The following is a 21,781-nucleotide window of genomic DNA, read 5'->3' as shown; positions in this document are numbered from 1 at the left end:
CATGACCACCACCCCCGTACGGACCGATCTGTATCCCACGCGCGGCCTCGGCGAGGTGACCACCCCGCGGCAGGACCCCGTCGTCTGGTCCGCACCCGACGCGCCGGGACCGATCGCGCCGGCCGATCTCGGACGCTTCGAGCAGGACGGCTTCCTCGCGGTCGAGCAGCTGATCGGCCCGGACGAGGTGGCGCTCTACCGCGCCGAGCTGGAGCGGCTGATCACCGACCCGGCGGTACGGGCGGACGAGCGCTCGATCATCGAGCCCAAGTCCCAGGACGTACGGTCCGTCTTCGAGATCCACCGCATGAGCGAGATCTTCGCCGGACTCGTGCGCGACGAGCGGGTGGTGGGCCGTGCGCGACAGATCCTCGGCTCCGACGTCTATGTGCACCAGTCCCGGATCAACGTCAAGCCGGGCTTCGGCGCCTCGGGCTTCTACTGGCACTCGGACTTCGAGACCTGGCACGCGGAGGACGGTCTGCCGAACATGCGGACCGTCTCGGTCTCCATCGCGCTGACCGAGAACTTCGACACCAACGGCGGGCTGATGATCATGCCCGGGTCGCACAAGTCCTTCCTGGGCTGCGCGGGCGAGACCCCGCAGGACAACTACAAGCAGTCGCTGAAGATGCAGGACGCGGGCACGCCCTCGCACGAGGCGCTGACGGCCCTGGCCGACCAGCACGGGATCAAGCTCTTCACGGGCAAGGCCGGTTCGGCGACCTGGTTCGACTGCAACTGCATGCACGGCTCGGGCGACAACATCACGCCGTACCCGCGCAGCAATGTCTTCATCGTGTTCAACAGCGTGGAGAACGCGGCGGTGCAGCCGTTCGCGGCGCCGGTGCCGCGGCCGGACTTCATCGGGGCCAGAGACTTCACCCCGGTGCGCTGACACGTCGGTGCGCTGATACGTCGCGTACACGAGCAGGGGCGCGGGGCCGGTCGTCATGACCGGCCCCGCGCCCCTTCCCGTCGGCCGGTCCGGGTCAGCTCTCCAGGGCCGGGTAGTCGATGTAGCCCTTGTCGTCGCCGCCGAAGAAGGACGCCGGGTCGGGGGCGTTGAACGGGCCGCCCGCCTTGAGCCGGGCCGGCAGGTCGGGGTTGGCGAGGAAGAGCGCCCCGAAGGAGAGCAGGTCCGCGGTGCCGTCCTCGATCAGCGCCAGCTCGTCTGCGCCGGTGAAGCCCTCGGTCGCCGCGTTGAGGATGAGCGTCCCCGAGAACAGCTTGCGCAGCGCGACCGTCAGTTCACGGTTGTTCTCGATCAGATGCAGATAGGCGAGGCCGATCGGCTCCAGCTGCTTGACCAGCGCGGTGTACACGGGCTCCGGGTCGGGCTCCGACACCCCGTTGTACGGGTTGCCGGGCGAGATCCGGATCGCGGTGCGCTCGGCCCCGATCTCGGCCGCGACCGCGCGGGTCACCTCGACCGCGAAGCGGATACGGGCCTCGTCGGAGCCGCCCCACTCGTCGGTGCGCAGATTGGAGTTGGGGGCCAGGAACTGATGGATCAGATAGCCGTTGGCGCCGTGCAGCTCGACCCCGTCGAAGCCGGCCTCGACCGCGTTGCGGGCCGCCGCGGCGAAGTCCGCGATGGTCTCCCGTACTTCGTCGGAGGTCAGCTCGCGCGGGGCGATGAAGTCCTTGGGGCCGTCATGTGTGAAGACCTGCCCCGGCGCGGCGACGGCGGAGACGCCGACCGGGACCAGGCCCTCCGGCAGCAGGACCGGGTGGCCGATCCGGCCCGCGTGCATGATCTGCGCGAAGATCTTGCCGCCCTCGGCGTGTACGGCGTCGGTGACCTTGCGCCAGGCCGCGATCTGCTCCGCGCTGTGCAGTCCGGGGGTGTCGGGGTAGCCCTGACCGACCACGGAGGGCTGGGTTCCCTCGGTGATGATCAGACCCGCCGAGGCCCGCTGCGCGTAGTACTCCACCGTCGAGTCGGTGGGCGAGTGACCGGGGCCGAAGGCGCGGCTGCGGGTCATCGGAGCCATGGCGATGCGGTTGGTGAGCTGCGTACCCGACAGGTCGATCGGGTCGAACGCGGTGGTCATGGGGGCTCCCATAGCGGTCGTGGAAGAACGGGAAGAACGAGGGCGGCGCCGCGGCGCGCGACACACGGCCGACACATTATGTGGTCGGCCAAGTAATCAACCGTCCGTCACCCTAGTCCATTCCAGGGGTCGATTATTGGCCGACCAAGTTAAACTTGTCGCCATGACCTCGGACGCCCCCGCGACCTCTGACGACCCCGCCTGTCCCGTCCAGCCGCCCGGCGCCGCGCGCGGCGGCCCGGTCAGCCACGCCCTCTCCCGGGTCGCCCGGCTGCACCGCATCGCCGCGGGGAAACTGCTGCGGCGCACCGGCCTCTACCCGGGCCAGGAGTTCCTGATGATGCATCTGTGGGATGCGGACGCCGTACGGCAGTCCGAGCTGATCAAGGCGATGGATCTCGACCCCTCGACGGTCACCAAGATGCTCCAGCGGCTCGACCACGCGGGGTACGTACGGCGCTCCGCCGACCCCCAGGACCGGCGCGCCGTACTGGTCACGGCCACCGGCGACAGCTGCACCCTGCGCTCCGAGGTGGCGGACGCCTGGACGGAGCTGGAGAAGCACACCCTCGCGGGACTCGACGACGCCGAACAGGCGGAGCTGGCCCGGCTGCTCGCCAAGGTCGAGGCCAACCTCTGCGGGGAGACGGCGGACTGCCCGGAACGGTCGTCAGTCCATCCGGCCGGCCGACGCGAAGGCGGCCAGCGCGATCAGTGACGCCGTCTCGTCCAAGGCCCCCGGGTCCTCCGTGAGCCTGCTGGTGGCGATCCGGACATGGGGGCGGGAGTACGCGACGCAGAACCGGCTGCCCGGCGAGACGGTGACGCCCCGGGCGGCCAGGGTGACCAGCGCCGAGGTCTCGTCCGCCACCGGTACCCAGAGCATCAGCCCGTCCCGGTTCGCGGTGGGCACCCCGTGCGCGGCGAGGCGCGTGGCCAGGGCGGTGCGCCGCAGGCCGTAGCGGCGGGCGGCGGCGCGTACCTGCCGGGTCGTCGCGTCGTCGGTGAGCAGATGGGCCAGGGCGTCCTGGAGGATCCGGCTGGTCCAGCCCGTACCGAACGTACGCAGCACCCGCGCCCGTTCGACGACCTCCCGCGGCCCGCCGACCACCGCGATGCGCAGATCGGGCCCGTACGACGTGGAGTACGAGCGCACCAGGACGGTACGGCCCGGAAGGTGCGCGCCGATGCTCGCGGCCGGTTCCATGGCGGCGGGGCCGATGCCGTCGTCCTCCAGGACGAGCACGTTCGGGGCGGCCTTCAGCGTCGCCGCCAGCGCCGCCGCCCGCTCCTCACCGACCGTCCAGCCGCAGGGCGCCTGGGCTCCCGACTGGTGCAGGAAGAGCGCCGGCCGCTGTTCGAGCGGACAGGTGCTGGAGAGCGGCACGCCCCGGGAGGTGCTCGACCACCCCACCCACGAACGGACCCGGGCCTTCCTGGGGCGCTTCCTCTAGGGTCTTTCGTTTGGATCATGCCGGGCTCGCGTGCCCGCGGTGACATCAGCCGCTGCCGCGGCGGGCCGCGCCTCGCCGCGTTGTCGTCGGTCACCAGGGCTCCGCCATGGCTCCCTCCTCCGCCTTGCGATCCTCCCCCGTAGCCTGAACGGCACGGGAGGGACCCCCTCCACCAGACCCCGCTCCCTGATCCGGCCTGATCCAAACGAAAGACCCTAGACGCGTACGTCCGGAAGTGCCGGCGACCGCTCAGCCGGCGAGCACGTCCAGCGCCCGGTCCACGTCGGCCGTGGTGTTGTAGAGATGGAACGACGCCCGCACGTACCCGGCACGGAGCGACACCGCCACCTTGGCCCGGCGCAGCTCGGGGTGGCGGTGCGTCAGTCCGGGGACGGACACGATCGCCGACTCGCCGGGGACCGGTTCATGGCCGAGCCCGGTCAGTCCCGCGCGGAAGCGGGCGGCGAGCGCGGTGTCATGGGCGTGGATCGCGTCGACGCCGATCTCCTCCAGCAGCGTGAGGGACCGCTCGGCGCCGTGGTACGAGAGGAAGGCCGGCGGCTCGTCGAAGCGGCGCGCGGTGGTGGCCAGCCGCTCGACGGGCCCGTACGTACTGCCCCAGAGGTCCTCGGCGGCCACCCAGCCCGCGTGCCGGGGTGTCAGTGTCTCCTGGGCCTCCTCGGTCACGGTGAGGAAGGACGTGCCGCGCGGGCAGAGCAGGAACTTGAACCCGCCGGTCACGGTGTAGTCGTACGCCCCGGCGTCCAGCGGCAGCCAGCCGGCCGACTGGCTCGCGTCCAGCAGCGTACGGGCGCCGTGCGCCGCCGCGGCGGCCCGGAGCGCGGGCAGATCGGCGACCCGGCCGTCCGCGGACTGGACCGCGGAGAAGGCCACCAGCGCGGTGCCCGGCCGCACCTCCGCGGCCAGCTTCTCCAGCGGCGCGTACCGCAGCAGGAGGTCGCCGCGGACCGCGAAGGGGGTGATGACCGAGCTGAACTCGCCCTCGGGAAAAAGGACTTCGTCGCCGGGCCGCAGGGCGGACGCGATCAGTCCGACATGTACGGCGACCGAGCCGCCCACCGCGACGCGCTCGGCGGGTACCCCGGCCAGCCGCGCGAAGGAGTCACGCGCGGCGCCCACGGTCTCGAAACTGCCCGCGCCCTCACCGCCCCGGCCGGTCCCGTTCTCCCGGGCCAGCGTCTGTACGGCCTCGACCGACCTGCGGGGCAGCAGACCGCAGCTGGACGTATTCAGATATGTCGTGTCCGGCGCGAACTCGGCGCCTCCCAGGGTGTCCATGGATCCACCCTGGAACCCGGCCACCTCATAGTCAATCGCGCATGGGTGAAGGGCACTCCCAAGCAATCCTTATGAATGGGCCCCGGCCTGCGGAATCGCGCAGGAACCGTCGGCGCCGTCCGGGCCACAGACCGCCGCGTCGGGCGACGCCCCGCCGACGGGTGTGATCACACGCCCCTGCCACGCCTGCTCCAGCGCCTGTGTGAACACCTCGGCCGGCTGCCCGCCGGAGACGCCGTAACGCCGGTCGAGCACGAAGAACGGCACGCCGTTCGCGCCCAGTTCGGCGGCCTCGCGCTCATCGGCCCGCACCTCGTCGGCGTACGCGTCCGCGTCGGCGAGCACGTCGCGGGCCTCCGCCTCGTCCAGACCGGCCTCGACGGCGAGGGCTATCAGGGTCTCCTGGTCGTAGACGGAGCGTTCCTCGGCGAAGTTCGCCCGGTAGGAGAGGTTCAGCAGTTCGTCCTGGCGGCCCCTGGCCTTGGCGAGGTGCAGCAGCCGGTGGATGTCGAACGTACTGCCGTGATCGCGCCCCTCGATCCGGTATCCGAGCCCCTCGGAGCGCGCGTTGGCGGCGACGCCCTCCTCCATCGCGAGCGCTTCCGTACGGCTGCGCCCGAACTTGGCCGCCAGCATGTCGACGACCAGCCCGGTGTCGCCCTTGGCGCGCCCCGGATCCAGCTCGAACGACCGGTGGACCACCTCGACCTCGTCCCGGTGGGCGAAGGCGGCGAGTCCCTTCTCGAACCGGGCCTTGCCGATGTAGCACCAGGGACAGGCGATGTCGCTCCAGATCTCGACGCGCATGTTTCCGCTTCTCTCCAGGGTCGTGGGTGTCGTTGCCATGGGGCTGCCGGAGGCAGCCTCCGCCGCTACGGCAACGCGTCCGCGGCCCGTGGGATTCCCCGCCCGTCCCCCGATCCCTCATGAGGCGTCGTGCGGCACCTGGTGGATGTAGGAGGCACCACAGGCGTGGCAGAGGGGCTGCCCGGCGGGTGTGCCCCACGCGTGCGCGCTCTGGGTGGCGGCGTCCGGCTCCAGTGCGCGCCCGCACAGCGCGGTCGTCCGGTCCAGTCGCGTCATGTGCCAGATCTCGAACCGGGGTTCCGGGTCATGGGGTGAGGCGCCCTCCGCGTACTCCGCGCGCATTTCGTATTCCATGCTGGGTCTCCTGTTCGGCGTCATGGCCCACGGAATGTTCTGGCCCACGGAACGACGACGCATGATTGCCCGCTTTCCCGGACGGTTGAAACAGCGGCCACTCCCTTCCCCGGGCACCGGTGAATTCCAGGACGGCGAAATGCCCCGCCGGCCCGGCGGGCCGGACGGGGCGGGGCGCTTTCGTCAGGAACGTCAGGAACGTCAGGAACGCTGGAAGAACACGACGGACCGCAGCGTGAGACGCTCGCTCGCCGAGCCGCCGGGGCGCAGGGTGTATTCGTCGCCGTCGCAGTCCGGACCGGTGAAGACGAGCGCGGTGGCCGTCGTGTGGTTGCGGGGCGTATGCGCGGGCGGTACGTATTCGCCGGCGGCTTCCGGAATGGTGACGCAGACCCAGTTGCCGGGGTCCACCACTCCCCCGACCCGTGGCTTTCCCGCGATGTCCGTATAGACATAGGTGAATTCACCGTCGGCCGCCGAAGCGGGGCCGGGTACGGAGACGAGCAGGGCGAGGGCGCCGACGGCGGCGGCCAGGGTGGTGCGAAGACGCATGCGGGTGACTCCTTCGTCGTGACGCCATGAGGCTCCACGACAGGGCCCGGGAGCGGAGGCTCAAAGGCGGCGCGTCACCCGAAAGCAGTCGGGGAATCGCTCTTCTGTGCGCCGGCCCGGAGGCATGTGTGCGCGGGGAGCCGGTCGAGCCGGCGCAGACAGGTGCCGTGCCAGGTGAGTTCGTCGAGGGGTACGGCGAGGCTCAGCCGCGGGAAGCGGCGGAAGAGGCCCGTCAGCGCCTCGTGCACGAGCCGGCGCCCGAGCGCCGCGCCGAGGCAGTAGTGGGGGCCGTGCCCGAAGGAGAGATGACCGGCGACGGTACGGCGGTGCGCGTCGGCACCTGTCGGATCGGCGCGCGCCGGATCACCACGCAGCGGGTCGGCGCGCAGCGGATCCGGCCAGGCGGCGGGGTCGAGGTTGGCCGCGAGGACGGACGTGACGACCACGGCGCCGCGCGGCAGAGGGACGCCCGCGAGGACGCAGTCGTCCCGGGTGAACCGCCAACCCGTGTGTTGGAAGGGCGGGTTCAGCCGCAGGATCTCCTCGGTGACCGCCGTCGCGTACGCGGGACCGCCGTCGTGACCGGCGCCGAGACCGTGCCGTACCTCGGGGCGCCGCAAGGCCATGAGGGCGCCCGACGGGACGACGGTGGAGAGCGAGTCGACCGTACCGATCAGCAGCATGCCGAGCATCCCGGCCAGTTCGGCGTTGCCGATCCGTCCGCTCTGCCGGGCGTGCAGCAGCGCCGTGGCGGCGGTGGGTTCCGGGGAGCGGCGCGCGGCGCCGATGATGTGCAGGACGGTCTGGGCGAAGACCTGGTGCGCCGACCGGGCCTCCTCGGTACCCGGGACCGCGCCGCTGGCGGCGAGGGCGGCCGTCACCGCCGCGTCGCGCCGCTCGGGGACGATGCCGAGGATCTCCCCGGCCGTCGCCCCGGCCAGGGGCAGGGCGAGATCGGTGACGATGTCGATCCGGCCGCGCCCGGCCAGCGAGCCGATGATCCGGTCCAGCGCGTCCCGCAGACGCACGCCCGTACGCTCCGTCGCGGCGGCGGTGAAGTACGGGGCGACGATACGGCGCAGCCCGCGGTGGCGTTCCCCGGACGCGGAGAGCAACTGCGGCGCGTGGGCGAAGAAGTCCTCGGGGTAGCGGCGGTCCGGGAAGCCCTGCACCGGCCCGCCCACCTCACCGATGTCATTGGTCAGCCGGGGGTCGGTGAGAACGCCGCGCGCGACGGCGGGGCCGGTGGCGGCCCACGCGCGCAGACCGCCGCCGAGCGTGACCGGGCGCAGGGCGGGGCCGTCCGGTGCGGTGAGGCGCCGCGCGGCGGCGGTGAATCCGCGCTCGTGCAGGGCCGGGCAGGCCAGCGGGAACGGCCCCGGGGCCGGCGGGTGCGCACCCGTCATGCGGTGATGAGGACGAGGCCGGTGATCCGGTCCTCCGTCGAATCGCTGATGGTCTCTCCTCGGGTGGCCGGCCGCGTCAGCGGGCCATGGCGGGTGGGGTGAGTGCGGCGTCCAGATAGGGGTTGTCGACCGGGGCCGGGGGGCGGACCAGCCGACGGCGTTCCAGTTCGCACAGGCTGGTGCGTTCGTAGCGCCGCCGCAGCCCGAGATAGGCCGTGGCCTCGGCGCCGTACAGATCCACGGCACGCTCCAGACCACTGGGGTAGGGCCGGTCGGGGACCAGCGCGAGGCGCAGCCAGGGCACACACCGCTGGAGCGCCTCGTTCACGCGCGTCACCGGCGTCTCGGTCGGGTGCACGATGTGGTGGACGCGCGCCCCGGGCAGTGCGTCCGACGTGTCCGTGGTGGTGGTCACCTGCTCGGCGAGGCGCAGCATCGCGCGGGCCGCGTCATCGACCTGCAACAGGTTGATGCTGGCGTCCGGAGCGCCCAGCAGCCGGATCGTCAGTCGTCCCGTGGCGTCGAGCGGGGCGGAGGAGGAGTCGACCAGCGCCCGGGGGCCGTGCCTCAGGAAGAGGGTCAGCTTGGCCGCCAGCACGGCGTAGGTGTGCTGCGGTGCGCAGGGCAGCGCGGCCCGGTCGCTGATCAGCACACTGGGCCGGAAGACCGTGGCGCTCCGGCCCTGGGTACGCGCCCAGTCGTGGACCAGCCGCTCGGCGCGGTACTTGGACTCCTCGTACGGCGTGAGAAAGCCGTCGGCCTGCAACTGCCGCTCGGGTACGACGCCGTCGAACCGCGCTCCGGCGACGAACGCGGTGCTGACATGGAACAGATGCGGCGCGCGGCGGCCGGCCGCGGCCAGCGCGAGGATCCGCCGGGTGCCCTCCACATTGGTCCGGTGCAACTCCCAGGCGTCCCCGTGCAGTTTGGTCAGCGCGGCACAGTGCAGAACGGCGTCCACACTGTCCGCGAGCGCCTGGAACTCGCCCTGGGACAGGCCGAGTCGGGGGCGGTCGAGGGTGATCTGGACGGCCCGCACCTGACGCGCCACCCGCTGTACGGTCTCGGCCGGCGCCCCGGCCGAACGCAGGGCCAGCGTGAGAGCGGCCATGGCCCGGTGCGGGGGCTTGCGTACCAGCGCCACCACCCGGGTGCCCTGGGGCAGCAGATGCAGCAGCAGATACGAGGCGAGGAAGCCGGTGGCTCCGCTGACGGCGATCGTGGAGCCGGCCAGGGCGGGGGTGGCCGAGTCGGGACCGGGGCAGGGGCCGGGTGCTTCGGAGGGGCCGGACACCACGACACCGGGTTCGTCGGGTTCGTCGGGTTCGTCGGGGTCCGGGTCGGGCAATTCAGGGTCGGGCATGCCGTCTCTTCACATTCTTCGCGGGGAGCGTCCAGTCGCTCGGAGACCCACTCATGGCCCCGGAGTCACCCGGAACCGGCTCACGAGGAGACCGAACCTATCCCGGCCGACGGGCCTTTAACCGCTCCTTATGCGCCACTCGGGAACCTTCCACCCCATCGGGTGACCTACCCGTTCTCCGTATTGCCCTCCGGACAGACGACCTGGCGCTCCGGGACCTCGAACCGCAGGACGAGGTGGGTGTCATGGCGCGGGTGGTGGGGGTCGGGGTACCAGCCCTGCCGGGCGTAGAAGGACTGGGCGCGCGTGTTGTGCTCGTACACCTCGAGCCGTGCCGTACCGGCTCCGGCGCGCCGCCAGGCGCTGACGCACGCGGCGTGCAGCGCGCCGCCGATACCGCGGCGCCATCTCGCCGGGGCGACATGGAACTGGGTGAGCGTCAGGACGCCCTCGACCGGGCGGTACGCGGCGATGCCCGCGAGCCCGGTGTCGTCCACGGCGCAGAGGACCGCCGCCTCCGGGTCCTCCCCGGCGAGGGCCCGCGCCCACCCCGCGCGGGTACGGGCGCGCTCGGCCGGGCCGTCGTAGTCGTCCTCCGGCAGATGGCCGCGGTAGTACGTGGCACGGGCCTCGGCGTGCAGAGCCGCGACGGAGTCGAGGTCGTCGGGCACCGCGGTCCTGATCACCGGGCCGCTCATGGGCGGACTCATGGGGATGGTCATAGGACCGGGGACGCGCCGGGAGCGGCGGCCGGTTCCCCGGCGCGCGGTGGCGCGCCCCCGGCGCGGTGGAGTCTCAGCTGCCGTCCCGCGCGTCCGCGAGTCCCTCCGGCCGGAAGACGATCCCGTCGTAGGTGACCTCGCACCCCTCGCCCGTGGGCGACTGTGCCAGGAAACCGACGCGCGCCGCCGCGGCCTGCGCGGCGGTGCCCAGCGTGAATACCCGGACGAAGGTCCACCGCTCGCCGTCCGGGGAGGCGTGGAAGGCGAACGCCCGGCCGGTGCGGCTGATCCGCAGCCAGTGACTGTCGCCGTCCACCACGAAGGAGTTGGCGTCGTCGGAGTGGCCGCGGGTGACGACCGTACAGATCGTCGGGCGCTCCGGGGACAGCTCCAGACAGAGCTTCGCCCAGTGCTGTGCGTCGGCCTCCAGGGTGAGCACCCCCGCGTCGAAGGCGGCGGCGAAGCCGACCGTGACGCGGGCGATCAGCTGGAAGTCGCCGTCCGGGGTGCCGAGCAGGCGGGGCGCGTCGGAGGAAGGCTCCAGGGACGCGCCCGCCGGTGGTACAAAGCGGTCCTGACGAGCGCCCGCCCGGCCGGTGAGCGCTCCGTCCGCGTAGCGCCACGCGCCCTCGGGGCCGTACGGCCGCAGCGGGAACGGCAGTCCGGGCAGGTCGATCGTCTGGTCACTCATGTGCTCGGCTCACAGTTCTCGGCTCACAGTTCTCGGCTCTCTCGATACCGGGCTCCCGGTGGTCAGTTCTCCGGACGGCCGTCCACCCGGCGCGGCAGGTCCAGGGGGTTGTCGTCGCGCAGCTCCGGCGGGAGCAGCGCGGCCGGGGTGGACTGGTACGAGACCGGGCGCAGCCAGCGCTCGACCGCCGTGGCGCCGACCGAGGTGGAGGTGGAGGTGGTCGCCGGGTAGGGGCCGCCGTGGTGCTGTGCGGGGGCGACTGCCACTCCGGTCGGCCAGCCGTTGACCAGGACGCGTCCGGCCAGCGGGGTCAGTTCCGCGAGCAGCCCCGCGGCGCCCGGCGCGCTCCCGTCGGCCTCCTCCTCGGCGAGCTGGAGGGTGGCGGTGAGGTTGCCGGGGAGCCGCGAGAGCACCGAGGTGATCTCGTCCCGTGAGGTGTACCGCGCGACGACGGTCACCGGGCCGAAGCACTCCTCCAGCAGCAGATCGTGCGCTCCCCCGGCGGCCAGCAGCTCCGCGTCCACGGTCAGGAAGCCCGCGCTGACCGTGTGTTCGCCGCCGGCGCCGGGCGTGATCGGGGCGTCCACGCCGGGCAGCGCGGCCCGTTCGCGTACGCCCGCGACGAAGGCGTCCCGCATCCGGTGGTCGAGCAGTACGCCGGGCTCGGTCTCGCTGACGGCCGCCGTCAGGGACTTCACCAGCCGGTCGCCCTGCTCACCGGCCGGGGCCAGGACGAATCCGGGCTTGGTGCAGAACTGCCCCTCCCCCAGCGTCATCGAGCCGGCCAGCCCCGCACCGATCTGCTCGGCGCGCTCGGCCGCGGCGGCCTCGGTGATCACGACGGGGTTGAGGGAGCCCAGTTCGCCGTGGAAGGGGATGGGCGTGGGCCGGGCGGCGGCGGCGTCGAAGAGCGCGCGTCCGCCGCGGACGGAACCGGTGAAGCCGGCCGCCGACACCAGCGGGTGCCGTACCAGCTCGACGCCCGCCTCGAAGCCGTGCACCAGACTCACCACGTCCTCGGGCAGCCCCACCGCCGCGGCGGCCCTGCGCAGCACGGAGACGCACAGCTCGGAGGTGGCGGGGTGGTCCGGGTGCGCCTTGACGACCACGGGGCAGCCTGCCGCGAGCGCGCTCGCGGTGTCGCCGCCGGGCACGGAGAAGGCGAGCGGGAAGTTGCTCGCGGAGTAGACGGCGACAACGCCGAGCGGCACCTTCCAGCGGCGCAGATCGGGCCAGGGCGGGGTGCGGTCCGCGTCGGCGTGGTCGATGCGGATGTCGAGGAAGGCCCCCTCGTCGACGACCTCCGCGAAGGCCCGCAGCTGGGCGGTTGTCCGGGCGAGCTCGCCGGTGAGCCGGACGGGGCCGAGCGCGGTCTCCGCGTCCGCGGCCTCGATGATGTGCCCTCCCGCCTCGTCGAGCAGGTCGGCCGCCGTACGGAGCAGAGAGGCGCGCACGGTGCGGTCGGCGAGCGCTGCCCGAGCGGCGTGCGCGCCGCGTACCGCGCGGTCGACCTCCTCCGCCGTCGCCTCGTGCGCGACCTGCTCGCGCTGCTTCCCTGTTCGGGGGTCGACACTCCAGACTGGTGCTGCTGCCACCGCGACTTTCCTTCCCGACGTACCGACGTACCGACGTATCCAAAGGACCCGGCGTACCGACGTACCGATCGACCGAGCGAGCGACGTACGGACCGTTGCCACCTCTCGGAACTTGTTCGGTATTCTGAACAGAGTTCTAGATGGTGAATCCTTAAGGACTCTATTTCCGCGCGTTCCGTGTGGTCAAGAGTGGTCAGGAGAGCAAGTCCAGTGGGCGAGAAGGGGCGAGGAACGATGTCGACCGCGGAGACCGGTGGGGCACAAGTGAAGTCCGCTGTGCGGACGGTGGAACTGCTGGAGTACTTCGCGGGACGCCCCGGCATGCACTCGCTCGCCGCCGTCCAGGAAGCGGTCGGCTACCCCAAGTCCAGCCTCTACATGCTGCTGCGCACGCTCGTCGAGCTGGGCTGGGTGGAGACGGACGCGACGGGCACGCGGTACGGCATCGGCGTACGGGCGCTGCTGGTCGGCACCTCGTACATCGACGGTGACGAGGTCGTCGCCGCCGCCCGCCCCACGCTGGACCGGCTCTCCGACGACACCAGCGAGACCATCCACCTCGCGCGGCTCGACGGCACGAACGTCGTCTATCTCGCCACCCGCCAGTCCCAGCACTATCTGCGGCCGTTCACCCGGGTCGGCCGCCGGCTGCCCGCCCACTCCACCTCGCTCGGCAAGGCGCTGCTGGCCACCCACAGCGACGAGCAGGTGCGCAAGATGCTGCCGGAGACGCTGCCCGCCCTGACCGAGCACACCATCACCGACCGCGAGAAGCTCATCGAGGAGCTGCACACCGTACGCGAGCAGGGCTACGCGGTGGACCGCGAGGAGAACACGCTCGGGCTGCGCTGCTTCGGTATCGCCATCCCCTACCGGACACCGGCGCGCGACGCGATCAGCTGCTCGGTGCCGGTGGCCCGGCTCACCCCCGGACACGAGCAGATGATCAAGGACACGCTGTTCGACGCGCGCGACCGGCTCACGCTCGCCACCCGGCGGCTCTGACCGGCCGGGGCCCGGCCAGGTCCCCGGCCCGCTCCCCGGCCCGCCCGTGCCGGGTCATGAGGGATCGCGGATGAGGAATTCCTGAGAAGCGTGCGGGGCGGGAACGCCGTCCGCGCCGCCGCTCGTCCCTCATACGGGATGAACAAGACGATCAGACACACAGCGGTCATCTGTCTGCTGCTGGTGCTCGCGCTGCTGGTGCGGGCCACCTGGGTGCAGGCGTACGAGGCCAGGGCCCTCGCGGACGACAAGCACAACCGGCGGAACGTCATGGCGCGGTACGCGCAGCCGCTCGGTGACATCATCGTGGCCGGCTCGCCGGTCACGGGCTCCAGAAAGACGGCGAGCGGCGATCTGGCGTACGCGCGCACGTACACGGACGGCGCGCTCTACGCGCCCGTCACGGGCTACAGCTCACAGGCGTACGACTCCACCCAGCTGGAGGGCATCTACTCCGGCGTCCTGGACGGGACGGACAGCCGGCTGAAGAACCCGCTGGACGCGATCATGGGCGAGCGGACCGCGCCGGGCGATGTCCTGACGACGATCGACCCCGCCGTCCAGGAGGCCGGATACCGCGCGCTGGGCGGCAAGAAGGGCGCGGCCGTCGCGATCGACCCGGTGACCGGCCAGGTGCTCGGCGTGGTCAGCACCCCCTCGTACGACCCCACGGAGATCAGCGGCACCACGGACGGCGACGCCTGGAAGCGGCTCACGGAGGACGCGGAGAAGCCGATGGTCAACCGCGCCCTGCGGCAGCCGCTCCCGCCGGGCTCGACGTTCAAGCTGGTGGTCGCCGCGGCGGCGCTGGAGGACGGTCTGTACGGCTCGGTCGACGAACGGACCGACAGCCCCGATCCGTACACCCTGCCCACGACGACCACCGTCCTGCGCAACGAGAACACTGCGGCGCCGTGCGAGAACGCCACCATCCGCACCGCCCTCGCATACTCCTGCAACACCGTCTTCGCGAAAATGGCCGACGATCTCGGCCAGGACAAGGTCCGGGCGATGGCGGAGAAGTTCGGCTTCGACGACGCCACGCAGGAGATGCCGGTGCGCGCCTCGGAGAGCGTGTATCCGTCCGGCATGGACCGGGCGCAGACGGCGCTGACGGGGATCGGCCAGTTCGATGTGACCGCGACACCGCTCCAGATGGCCATGGTCTCGGCGGCCCTCGCCCATGACGGGCTGCTCGCGGCGCCGCACATGGTGTCGAAGGTGGTGGACGCGGACGGGGACACGCTCCAGTCGTACCCGGACGGCGATACGCGGCGGATCGTCTCCTCGTCGACGGCCGAGCAGCTGCGCAGCGCGATGGTGACGGTCGTCGAGGACGGTACGGGGACGAACGCGCGGATCGACGGCGCGGAGGTGGGCGGCAAGACGGGCACGGCGCAGCACGGCGTGGACAACGTCAACACGCCGTACGCGTGGTTCACCTCGTACGCGAAGGACTCGTCCACCGGCAAGGAGGTGGCCGTGGCGGTCGTCGTGGAGGACTCGGGCGCGGCGCGTTCGGAGGTCAGCGGGAACGGTCTGGCCGCGCCGATCGCGCAGAAGATGATGACGGCGGCGCTGAAATGACCGGGTGAACGGGACCGGGTGAACGGGACCGGATGACCGGTGCCCCGGCCGTGCGCACCCTGTGGCACGGCCGGGGGAAACGCGATCGAACAGGACCGGTCCGACGACCGCTACGCGCTCCGGGAGGCCGCCTCCTCGGCCGTGAGCCGCGGCCGTCCCGCACCCGCCGCGCGCTTGGCGCTCGGCCCGGAGGCCGCCGGGGCCGCGGGGTCGGCGGGACGCCGGGTGTGCCAGTCGGTCACCGCCTGATAGGCGGCCGCGACCTCCAGCAGCCGGTCCTCCTCGTACGGCGCGCCGCCGAGGATGACCCCGGACGGAAGCCCCGCGGTGAACCCGACGGGGAACGCGATCTCCGGCAGCCCGAGGATGTCGAACGGCACGGGTCCCGTCTGGAGCAGCACGTCGCAGCGGGACATGACGCCGTCGAGGACCTCGCGGAGCAGATGGTTCTTGGCCCGCTGCGCCGTGATCCACTCGTCGCCCGAGAGCATCAGCCCCTGGAGCCAGCTGAGCAGCGAGACGCCGAACAGGGTCGGGTCCTCGCGCAGCCAGTGCCGGAACGGCTCGGTCCGCTCGGACAGCCGCGCGTCGTTGAACGCGCCGGTCAGCAGCGCCCAGTCGGCCGGGTAGGTGATGTCGACCAGCGTCACGCCGGACAGGGCGTCGAGGCGGTCGAGGAACGCCCCGCGCACCTCCGTCTCGGTGCCGAGGAAGTCGGCGGGCACCCCGATCCGGGTGGCCCTGCGCATCCGTACGGCGCCGCCCCGCGAGACCACCGGGGTCGCGGCCCGTACGAGATCGGGCAGGCCGGGCAGGCCGAGCGTGCGCGGATCGTGCGCGTCGGGCCCCGCCATCACGGCGAGCATCAGCGCCGCGTCCATCGCGTCGCGCGCCAGCGGTCCCGGATGGTCCCGGGTGTACGACAGGGGGATCACGCCGTACGCGGAGATCCGGCCCATGGTGGGCTTCAGCCCGGTGAGGTTCTGCCGGTTGGAGGGCAGGACGATGGATCCGCCCGTCTGCGTACCGATGGAGGACGAGGCCATCCGGCCGGCGACCGCGCAGGCGGGGCCGGTGGAGGAACCGCCCGGGTCGGTGGCCGGGTTGTCCGGCGTCCAGGCGTTGACGGTGGTGACCGTCCCGTTCGGGGTGGTCGCGCGGGTGGTGGCGAGCGGGCCCATCTGGCCCTTGCCCAGGACGATGCCGCCCGCGGCGGTGAGCCGCGCGACGGCGGTGGCGTCGTGGTCGGGGACGAGGTCCGCGAAGATGAGGGAGTTGCAGCGCGTCGGCACACCGCGCGTGAAGTAGTTGTCCTTGACGCAGAGCGGGATGCCGGTCAGCACCCCGCGCCGCCCGCCGCTCCGGTCGGCCTTGCGCGCCGCGGCGAGCGCGGCCTCGCCGGTCACCTCGGCGTACGCCTGATAGGTGGAGTCGTAGGTCCCGATCCTGTCGAGATACGCCTCGACGAGGGTGGTGGACGTCAGCTTGCGGCGGCTCATCAGGACCGCGGCCTCGGCGAGGGTCGCCTCCGTGGGGTCGCGGCGCGCCGCGTCACGCACCTCGATGCCTGCCGCGTCGAGGTCGGGGACGTACGGCTTGGCGTTCTTGGCGCTCTCGGCGCTCCTGGCACTCGCCGGGGAGACGGCGGCGGCGGGCGGCGCGAGGGCGGTGCCGCTCACGACGGCCCCGGTCACGGCCGCGGAACCGGCCAGGAAGATCCGGCGGTTGACGGCGCGGCTCATCGTCCGTCCGCCTTTCCGGTCCAGGCCTCGGTGATCGACGGATAGAGCAGCGGCGGCGCGGCCTGCTGCGCGTACGCGGCGGCCGGCGCCCCGCTCACCTGCGGCGTCCAGCCCGCTATGGCCGCGGGAACCGTGGCGACGAAGGACCGCAGCGAACGCAGCGCCTGGTCACGGGTGGGCACGCCGGTCGCGGGGTCGGGCCGCGTGGGCAGCAGATCGAGATCGACGCCGGCCAGCGCCAGTCTGGTCCGTATGTAGGCGTCCAACTGCTCCTGTGTGGGTGGCTGAGGCTGGCTCAACAGAACCTCCGGGATGTGCAGCCGTGCGGGGGGTGCAGGCTGGACTTCATCAGCCGTCGATGACTGCCCCATTGAGCACATGCTTCACAGGCGTTACAGAGAACGCTCAGCCCCCACCGCCCCGGTGCCGCCCGGAGCCGCCCCGAGCCCGTCTAAGGCCCCTTCCGTGCCCGGGAGTAGGGCGATCACCCGATGCGCGGGCCGGGTCCTCACAGGCCACTCTGACGCCCGTACAGGAGGCGTGCGGGAGGCGCACGGAGCGTGCGTACCGCGAGGCGGAAGGGACCGGTGGGGCAATGGGGTCGGGCGGGGCAGGTCTGGGGAGCGTGCTGCGGGACCGTGACGCGGGGCTGTATCTGACGGGTGTCGTCGTGTCCGGCTTCGGTACGTCCGCGATGTGGCTGGCGGCCGGGATCTGGACCAAGTCGCTGACGGGCTCGGACAGTCTGGCCGCGCTCACGGTCTTCGCGCTGTGGGCACCCACGCTGGCGGGCCCCCTGCTGGGGGCGCTCGCCGACCGGGTGCGCCGGCGGCCCCTGCTGATCGGCTGCAATCTCGCCATGGCGGCGCTGCTGCCGCTGCTGCTCGCCGTCGACTCGGCGGACCGTGTCTGGATCCTGTTCTGTGTGCTGTTCGTCCACGGCGCGAGCGGTGTCCTCCAGGACGCGGCGGAGTCGGCTCTGGTCGCCACGGCGATCGCCCCCCGGCTGCTGGGCGACTTCAACGGGCTGCGGATGACGGCCAACGAGGGCATGAAACTGCTGGCGCCGCTCGCGGGCGCCGCGCTCTTCGCCCGGTTCGGCGGCGGCTCCGTGGCGCTGCTCGACGCGGTGACCTTCGCCGTGGCCGCCGGGCTCTTCGCGGCGATGCGCGTACGGGAGGAGAAGCCGCGCCGGGCCCTCGCCGAAGGCCGGGGGCCCGGCATCGCGGAGGGCGTCCGGGCGCTGCGCGACGCGCCGGCGGTACGGCCGCTCGTGCTGGCCGCCTCGGCGACGATGCTGCTCGCCGGGCTCAACGGCGCGGCCGTCTACGCGGTCGTCGACCGCGGCCTCGGCCACTCCCCCGCGTACGTGGGGGTGTTGTACGCGGTGCAGGGCGCCGGGTCCGTTCTGGCGGGGCTGGTGGCGGGCCCGCTGCTGCGGCGGCTGCCGGAGAGGGTGTTCGCCGCCGCCGGTATCGCGCTGTTCGCACTGGCCGTGGCGGCGCGGGCGCTGCCGTACGACGCGGTGGTGCTGGCGAGCGCCGCCGGGGTCGGCGCCGGGCTGCCGTGTGTGCTGATCGCGGCGCTGACCGCGGTGCAGCGCGACACCCCGGCCCCGGTCCTGGGCCGGACGGCGGCCACCGCCAACACGCTGATATACGTGCCCAACGCGCTGGCGCTGGCGCTCGGCGCGGGACTGATCGCGCTGGCCGACCCGGCCGTACTGCTGCCGGTGACGGGGGCGGCCGGGCTGCTCACCGCATGGGCGCTGGCCGCCCCACGTCACGCGCGGAGGAAGACCCCGCGGCCATGACCGCCCGGCTCAGCCACCGAGGTCCGACAGCGCCTTCGCGACGGCCTTCAGATCCGCGTCCGACGCCAGTCCCGCGTGGTACAGCCGCAGTTCGGTGGCCCCGAGCGCCTTCGCCCGCGCCGCGTCGTCGGCGAGAGCGGCCGGTTTGCCGCCCATGCCGGTGACGACCGTGAAGTTGACGGCCAGGACGGACGCCTCGGTGGCGTGTCCGGCGAACGGGCTCAGCATCGTCTCCGCCGCGCCCCCGGTACAGGGCAGGACGACCCCGTCCGCGACCCCGAGAATGTGCGCGGGGTCCACCCCGGCGTTGGCGCCGACGTGGTACGACGCCGGATCGGCGTGCAGCAGCACCTGGAAGCCGGGTCCTGCTTCCGCCCGTACGGCCGCGACCGCCCGTTCCTGGAGCGTACGGGCGACCGAGCCGCGCCACTCGGCGGTGACGGCGGCGAGATCCGCGCCGAGGAGCTTCTCGACCGAGGGCCAGCCCGACTCGGCGGAGCCGGTGGCCCAGACGGGCCCCAGCGCGCGCCGTACGGCGGCGGCCAGTTCGCCGGGCGGAACTCCGAGGCCCGCGTATCCCTCCCGGCAGACGGCGCAGAAACAGAGCGACATCAGGTACTGCGCCGCGTCGCCGAGGCCGACGCCCGCGATCTTGTCGTGGGCGTGCAGATGCGCGAGCCCGTACCAGCCGCAGGACTCCAGCTCGGTACCGCGCGCGCCGGGGCGTACGGCGGCCTCGGCCGCCAGCTCCACCAGATACGCGCCGACCGCGGGCCTGGCGATACAGGGCGCCCAGGGATAGCGGTCGGCGTAGGCGTTCACCACCGAGGTGCCGGGATGCTCGGCGCCGAGACGGGAGTTGTGCGCGAGGACCACCCAGCTGTGCACGTCGAGTCCGGCGTCGGCCAGGGCCGCCGCGGCCTCGCCGTACGCGTCGCCGGGGGCCCAGGACCCGGCGGTGTACGGGCGCAGTTCGTGGGGCGCCCAGCGGGCGTCGTCCGGCGTGTAGAGGACGGCGGCGTGTTCCGCGGTGACCACGCGGTGGTGCGGATGGCGCGGGGTCAGCGCGCGGGTGGAGTGGTAGGCGGAGGCGAGGGTGACCTGCCGGACGCCGAGGTCCGCGATCCTGGCGGGGGCGTCGGGGTCGCCCAGCACGTCCCAGGGATAGAGGAAGGCCGAGGTCTTCACGCGGCGCCGCCTTCCGTACCGGTCCCGGTGCCCGCGCCGTCCGGGCCCGCGCTTCCGTCCGTACGTCCGTCCTCGCCTCCGTCGCCGCTCCGCAGCACGGCCCGGCCCCGCTCGATGATCTCGGCCAGTTCCTTGATGTGCGCGGGCTGCGGCTCGCTCAGCGGCGGCCGTACCTCCCCGACCTCCAGTCCGCCCAGCCGGACGCCCGCCTTGACGAGCGAGACGGCGTATCCGCGTCCCTTGCCGCGCAGTTCGACCAGGGGGCGGTAGAAGCCGTCGAGCAGACGGTTCACGGTGGCGTCGTCGCCGGTGGACAGCGCCCGGTGGAAGGCGAGCGCGATCTCGGGGACGAAGCAGAAGACGGCGGAGGAGTAGAGGGTGACGCCGATGCCCCGGTAGGCGAGGCCGGTGAGCTCGGCGGTGGGCAGGCCGTTGAAGTAGAGGAAGTCGCGGTCCGGCTCCTCGGTGCGTACGGCGCTGATGATGCGCTGCATCAGTTCGAGGTCGCCGTATCCGTCCTTGAGGCCGACGATGCCGTCCACCCGGGCGAGTTCCACGACGGTCTCGGGGGTGAAGACGGCGTTGTCGCGCTGGTAGACGATCGTCTCCAGCGAGGTGGCGCCCGCCAGCGCGGTGTAGTGGCGCAGCAGGCCCTCCTGGTCGGCGACGACCAGATAGGGCGGCATCGCGAGCAGCCCGTCCGCGCCGGCCTCCTCGGCGATCCCCGCGTACTGGACGGCGAGCGCCGTGCCGTAGCCCGCGCCGGCCACGACCGGGACGCGGCCTGCGGTCTCCTCGACGGCCACGGCCACGCAGGCGCGGAACTCCTCCGGCGTGAGGGCGTGGAACTCGCCGGTGCCGCAGCACGCGAAGACGGCGGCGGCTCCCCCGGCGACGCCTTCGCCGACATGCGCGCGGTACGCGTCGAGGTCGAGCGCGCCGTCGGGCCCGTACGGGGTGACGGGGAAGAACAGCGGCCCGGCCACGTGCGTCAGGCGGGCGGCGAGCGGGGCTGAGGTCACGGGCGCTCCCTGGGCCATGCGTCGAGCGGTGACCGCTCGTGCACAATTCTGATCGATGTCCATATCTCTGAACAACGCCACGCTAGGGCAGCCGCGGACCGCCGGTCAAGACGGAAAACCGCAACCCAGAGGCGGATTCCCGCACTCCGGACGAGACTTGACGGTACTCCGCCCCACTCCTTACTTTGTCCACGCATGTGAATTCCATCCACGGGTCTGAGCCCATATATCCGTGCGCCCGGCCCGAGCCGCGAGGAGATCTTCCCCATGCCCGCACCCCGCACCGTCCTGCTCACCGGCGCCGCCGGCGGCCTCGGCACCCTGATGCGGGGCCTGCTGCCCGCGTACGGCTACGAGCTGCGGCTCTTCGACGTCAATCCCATCGAGGGCGAGCCCACCGCCATCACCGCCGACCTCACGGACAAGGACGCGCTGCGCGAGGCCGTCCGGGGCGTCGACGCGATCATCCATCTCGCGGGCATCTCGCTGGAGTCCACCTTCGACAAGATCCTGCGCGCGAACATCGAGGGGACGTACAACCTGTACGAGGCGGCCCGCGCCGAGGGCGTCGGACGCACGGTCTTCGCCTCCAGCAACCACGCGGTCGGCTTCACACCGCGCCCGCGGGGGGACGACCCGCTGATCCCCGTCGACACCCCGCGCCGCCCCGACACGCTCTACGGCCTCTCCAAGTGCTTCGGCGAGGACCTGGCGCAGCTCTACTGGGACCTGCACGGCCTGGAGACCGTCTCCGTACGGATCGGCTCCTGCTTCCTGGAGCCCAGCACGGTCCGCATGCTCTCCGTCTGGCTGAGCCCCGGCGACTGCGCGCGGCTCTTCCACGCCGCCCTCACCGCCGAGGACGTCGGCCACAGCGTCGTCTACGGCTCCTCCGCCAACACCCGGCTGTGGTGGGACCTCACCAGCGCACGGGCGCTGGGGTACGAGCCGCGGGACGACTCGGAGCAGTACGCCGAGAAGCTCGTCGCGGAGCAGGGCGAACTCGACCCGGACAACCGGGACCACGCCTTCCTCGGCGGCACGTTCGCCACCGACCCGCCGCGCTGGCCCCACTGAGGCCGCCCGGCCCCGGCCGTCCGAGGGCCCGATCGGCCGAAGGTAAG

21 protein-coding genes are annotated in these 21,781 nt (G+C 72.6%); 6 read left to right on the top strand and 15 right to left on the bottom strand.

Translation table 11 applies throughout. The features are described from left to right. The first annotated feature begins 1 nt into the window (after position 1). Positions 2-898: an ectoine hydroxylase gene (thpD, locus tag CU044_RS17660; protein ID WP_129769661.1), complete on the top strand. Its 897-nt coding sequence runs from the start codon at positions 2-4 to the stop codon at positions 896-898. 94 nt (positions 899-992) lie between these two features. On the opposite strand, the gene CU044_RS17655 is transcribed toward thpD, so the two are convergent. Further along, entirely contained in the window at positions 993-2,057 is a 1,065-nt protein-coding gene (locus CU044_RS17655) for an alkene reductase (RefSeq protein WP_129769660.1), read from the bottom strand. Positions 2,058-2,220: 163 nt separating this feature from the next. On the opposite strand from CU044_RS17655, the gene CU044_RS17650 reads away from it, so the two are divergent. Further along, the gene (locus CU044_RS17650; RefSeq protein ID WP_129769659.1) at positions 2,221-2,775 is read left to right on the top strand and encodes a MarR family winged helix-turn-helix transcriptional regulator; all 555 of its coding nucleotides are present in this window, start codon (positions 2,221-2,223) and stop codon (positions 2,773-2,775) included. Here the strand turns inward: CU044_RS17650 and CU044_RS17645 are convergent. The 10 genes from CU044_RS17645 to CU044_RS17600 form a co-directional block, all read right to left on the bottom strand. After that, on the bottom strand, positions 2,728-3,444 hold the full coding sequence (locus tag CU044_RS17645; protein ID WP_240045666.1) for an aminotransferase class I/II-fold pyridoxal phosphate-dependent enzyme: 717 nt from the start codon (positions 3,442-3,444) through the stop codon (positions 2,728-2,730). The two genes, CU044_RS17650 and CU044_RS17645, sit on opposite strands and share 48 nt — an antisense overlap. A gap of 316 nt (positions 3,445-3,760) precedes the next feature. After that, a complete protein-coding gene (locus tag CU044_RS17640) occupies positions 3,761-4,810 on the bottom strand; it encodes an aminotransferase class V-fold PLP-dependent enzyme (RefSeq protein WP_129769657.1) in 1,050 nt (349 codons plus the stop codon). 69 nt (positions 4,811-4,879) lie between these two features. Beyond that, on the bottom strand, positions 4,880-5,617 hold the full coding sequence (locus CU044_RS17635; protein WP_129769656.1) for a DsbA family oxidoreductase: 738 nt from the start codon (positions 5,615-5,617) through the stop codon (positions 4,880-4,882). Between the two features lie 117 nt (positions 5,618-5,734). Continuing rightward, complete coding sequence (locus tag CU044_RS17630) at positions 5,735-5,971, bottom strand: hypothetical protein (protein WP_129769655.1); 237 nt, start codon at positions 5,969-5,971, stop codon at positions 5,735-5,737. Between the two features lie 201 nt (positions 5,972-6,172). Further along, positions 6,173-6,523 (bottom strand): hypothetical protein, encoded by a 351-nt coding sequence (locus CU044_RS17625; protein ID WP_129769654.1) that lies wholly within the window; start codon positions 6,521-6,523, stop codon positions 6,173-6,175. Positions 6,524-6,597: 74 nt separating this feature from the next. Then, complete coding sequence (locus CU044_RS17620) at positions 6,598-7,929, bottom strand: cytochrome P450 (RefSeq protein ID WP_129769653.1); 1,332 nt, start codon at positions 7,927-7,929, stop codon at positions 6,598-6,600. A 76-nt stretch (positions 7,930-8,005) separates the two neighbouring features. Next, positions 8,006-9,292 carry an SDR family oxidoreductase gene (locus CU044_RS17615; protein ID WP_129769652.1) on the bottom strand — a complete coding sequence of 429 codons (1,287 nt, stop codon included), beginning with the start codon at positions 9,290-9,292 and terminating at the stop codon, positions 8,006-8,008. A 167-nt stretch (positions 9,293-9,459) separates the two neighbouring features. Then, positions 9,460-10,002, bottom strand: coding sequence for a GNAT family N-acetyltransferase (locus CU044_RS17610; protein WP_240045664.1), 543 nt, complete (start codon positions 10,000-10,002; stop codon positions 9,460-9,462). A gap of 85 nt (positions 10,003-10,087) precedes the next feature. After that, on the bottom strand, positions 10,088-10,705 hold the full coding sequence (locus tag CU044_RS17605) for a DUF1349 domain-containing protein (RefSeq protein WP_165371921.1): 618 nt from the start codon (positions 10,703-10,705) through the stop codon (positions 10,088-10,090). A 62-nt stretch (positions 10,706-10,767) separates the two neighbouring features. Then, positions 10,768-12,300, bottom strand: a complete 1,533-nt coding sequence (locus CU044_RS17600) for an aldehyde dehydrogenase (NADP(+)) (protein WP_129769651.1) — start codon at positions 12,298-12,300, stop codon at positions 10,768-10,770. A 234-nt stretch (positions 12,301-12,534) separates the two neighbouring features. Between CU044_RS17600 and CU044_RS17595 the strand changes: the two genes are divergently transcribed. Both CU044_RS17595 and CU044_RS17590 read left to right on the top strand, forming a co-directional pair. Next, a complete protein-coding gene (locus tag CU044_RS17595) occupies positions 12,535-13,305 on the top strand; it encodes an IclR family transcriptional regulator (RefSeq protein WP_129769650.1) in 771 nt (256 codons plus the stop codon). Between the two features lie 138 nt (positions 13,306-13,443). Then, the gene (locus tag CU044_RS17590; protein WP_129769649.1) at positions 13,444-14,892 is read left to right on the top strand and encodes a penicillin-binding transpeptidase domain-containing protein; all 1,449 of its coding nucleotides are present in this window, start codon (positions 13,444-13,446) and stop codon (positions 14,890-14,892) included. Between the two features lie 110 nt (positions 14,893-15,002). On the opposite strand, the gene CU044_RS17585 is transcribed toward CU044_RS17590, so the two are convergent. Beyond that, positions 15,003-16,634, bottom strand: a complete 1,632-nt coding sequence (locus CU044_RS17585; protein WP_129769648.1) for an amidase — start codon at positions 16,632-16,634, stop codon at positions 15,003-15,005. Next, positions 16,631-16,933 carry a hypothetical protein gene (locus CU044_RS17580; protein ID WP_129769647.1) on the bottom strand — a complete coding sequence of 101 codons (303 nt, stop codon included), beginning with the start codon at positions 16,931-16,933 and terminating at the stop codon, positions 16,631-16,633. Before CU044_RS17580 ends, CU044_RS17585 begins: the two co-directional genes overlap by 4 nt. Before the next feature lie 296 nt (positions 16,934-17,229). On the opposite strand from CU044_RS17580, the gene CU044_RS17575 reads away from it, so the two are divergent. Further along, complete coding sequence (locus tag CU044_RS17575; RefSeq protein ID WP_129769646.1) at positions 17,230-18,447, top strand: MFS transporter; 1,218 nt, start codon at positions 17,230-17,232, stop codon at positions 18,445-18,447. Positions 18,448-18,456: 9 nt separating this feature from the next. Here CU044_RS17575 and CU044_RS17570 read toward each other — a convergent pair whose 3' ends face one another. Together CU044_RS17570 and CU044_RS17565 are read right to left on the bottom strand one after the other, a co-directional pair. Further along, positions 18,457-19,635, bottom strand: a complete 1,179-nt coding sequence (locus CU044_RS17570; protein ID WP_129769645.1) for a hypothetical protein — start codon at positions 19,633-19,635, stop codon at positions 18,457-18,459. Next, the gene (locus tag CU044_RS17565) at positions 19,632-20,657 is read right to left on the bottom strand and encodes a 5-dehydro-4-deoxyglucarate dehydratase (protein WP_129769644.1); all 1,026 of its coding nucleotides are present in this window, start codon (positions 20,655-20,657) and stop codon (positions 19,632-19,634) included. The genes CU044_RS17570 and CU044_RS17565 overlap by 4 nt, the downstream gene beginning before the upstream one ends. A gap of 267 nt (positions 20,658-20,924) precedes the next feature. Here CU044_RS17565 and CU044_RS17560 point away from each other — a divergent pair, with 267 nt between their 5' ends. Further along, entirely contained in the window at positions 20,925-21,734 is an 810-nt protein-coding gene (locus tag CU044_RS17560) for an NAD(P)-dependent oxidoreductase (RefSeq protein WP_129769643.1), read from the top strand. The last annotated feature ends 47 nt before the right edge of the window (positions 21,735-21,781 follow it).

The sequence above is a fragment of the Streptomyces sp. L-9-10 genome, from assembly GCF_004151105.1.
Classification (GTDB): Bacteria; Actinomycetota; Actinomycetes; order Streptomycetales; family Streptomycetaceae; genus Streptomyces.
Note: the sequence above shows the minus strand (reverse complement) of the source record. Positions and strands in the feature narration are given on the sequence as shown.

Coding starts and splice junctions, on each gene's coding strand:
- CU044_RS17630 (WP_129769655.1), bottom strand. CDS start 5,971: ATGGAATACGAAATGCGCGCGGAGTACGCGGAGGGCGCCTCACCCCAT.
- CU044_RS17620 (WP_129769653.1), bottom strand. CDS start 7,929: ATGACGGGTGCGCACCCGCCGGCCCCGGGGCCGTTCCCGCTGGCCTGC.
- CU044_RS17605 (WP_165371921.1), bottom strand. CDS start 10,705: ATGAGTGACCAGACGATCGACCTGCCCGGACTGCCGTTCCCGCTGCGG.
- thpD (WP_129769661.1), top strand. CDS start 2: ATGACCACCACCCCCGTACGGACCGATCTGTATCCCACGCGCGGCCTC.
- CU044_RS17655 (WP_129769660.1), bottom strand. CDS start 2,057: ATGACCACCGCGTTCGACCCGATCGACCTGTCGGGTACGCAGCTCACC.
- CU044_RS17575 (WP_129769646.1), top strand. CDS start 17,230: ATGGGGTCGGGCGGGGCAGGTCTGGGGAGCGTGCTGCGGGACCGTGAC.
- CU044_RS17635 (WP_129769656.1), bottom strand. CDS start 5,617: ATGCGCGTCGAGATCTGGAGCGACATCGCCTGTCCCTGGTGCTACATC.
- CU044_RS17585 (WP_129769648.1), bottom strand. CDS start 16,634: ATGAGCCGCGCCGTCAACCGCCGGATCTTCCTGGCCGGTTCCGCGGCC.
- CU044_RS17590 (WP_129769649.1), top strand. CDS start 13,444: ATGAACAAGACGATCAGACACACAGCGGTCATCTGTCTGCTGCTGGTG.
- CU044_RS17610 (WP_240045664.1), bottom strand. CDS start 10,002: ATGAGTCCGCCCATGAGCGGCCCGGTGATCAGGACCGCGGTGCCCGAC.
- CU044_RS17560 (WP_129769643.1), top strand. CDS start 20,925: ATGCCCGCACCCCGCACCGTCCTGCTCACCGGCGCCGCCGGCGGCCTC.
- CU044_RS17595 (WP_129769650.1), top strand. CDS start 12,535: ATGTCGACCGCGGAGACCGGTGGGGCACAAGTGAAGTCCGCTGTGCGG.
- CU044_RS17640 (WP_129769657.1), bottom strand. CDS start 4,810: ATGGACACCCTGGGAGGCGCCGAGTTCGCGCCGGACACGACATATCTG.
- CU044_RS17615 (WP_129769652.1), bottom strand. CDS start 9,292: ATGCCCGACCCTGAATTGCCCGACCCGGACCCCGACGAACCCGACGAA.
- CU044_RS17625 (WP_129769654.1), bottom strand. CDS start 6,523: ATGCGTCTTCGCACCACCCTGGCCGCCGCCGTCGGCGCCCTCGCCCTG.
- CU044_RS17650 (WP_129769659.1), top strand. CDS start 2,221: ATGACCTCGGACGCCCCCGCGACCTCTGACGACCCCGCCTGTCCCGTC.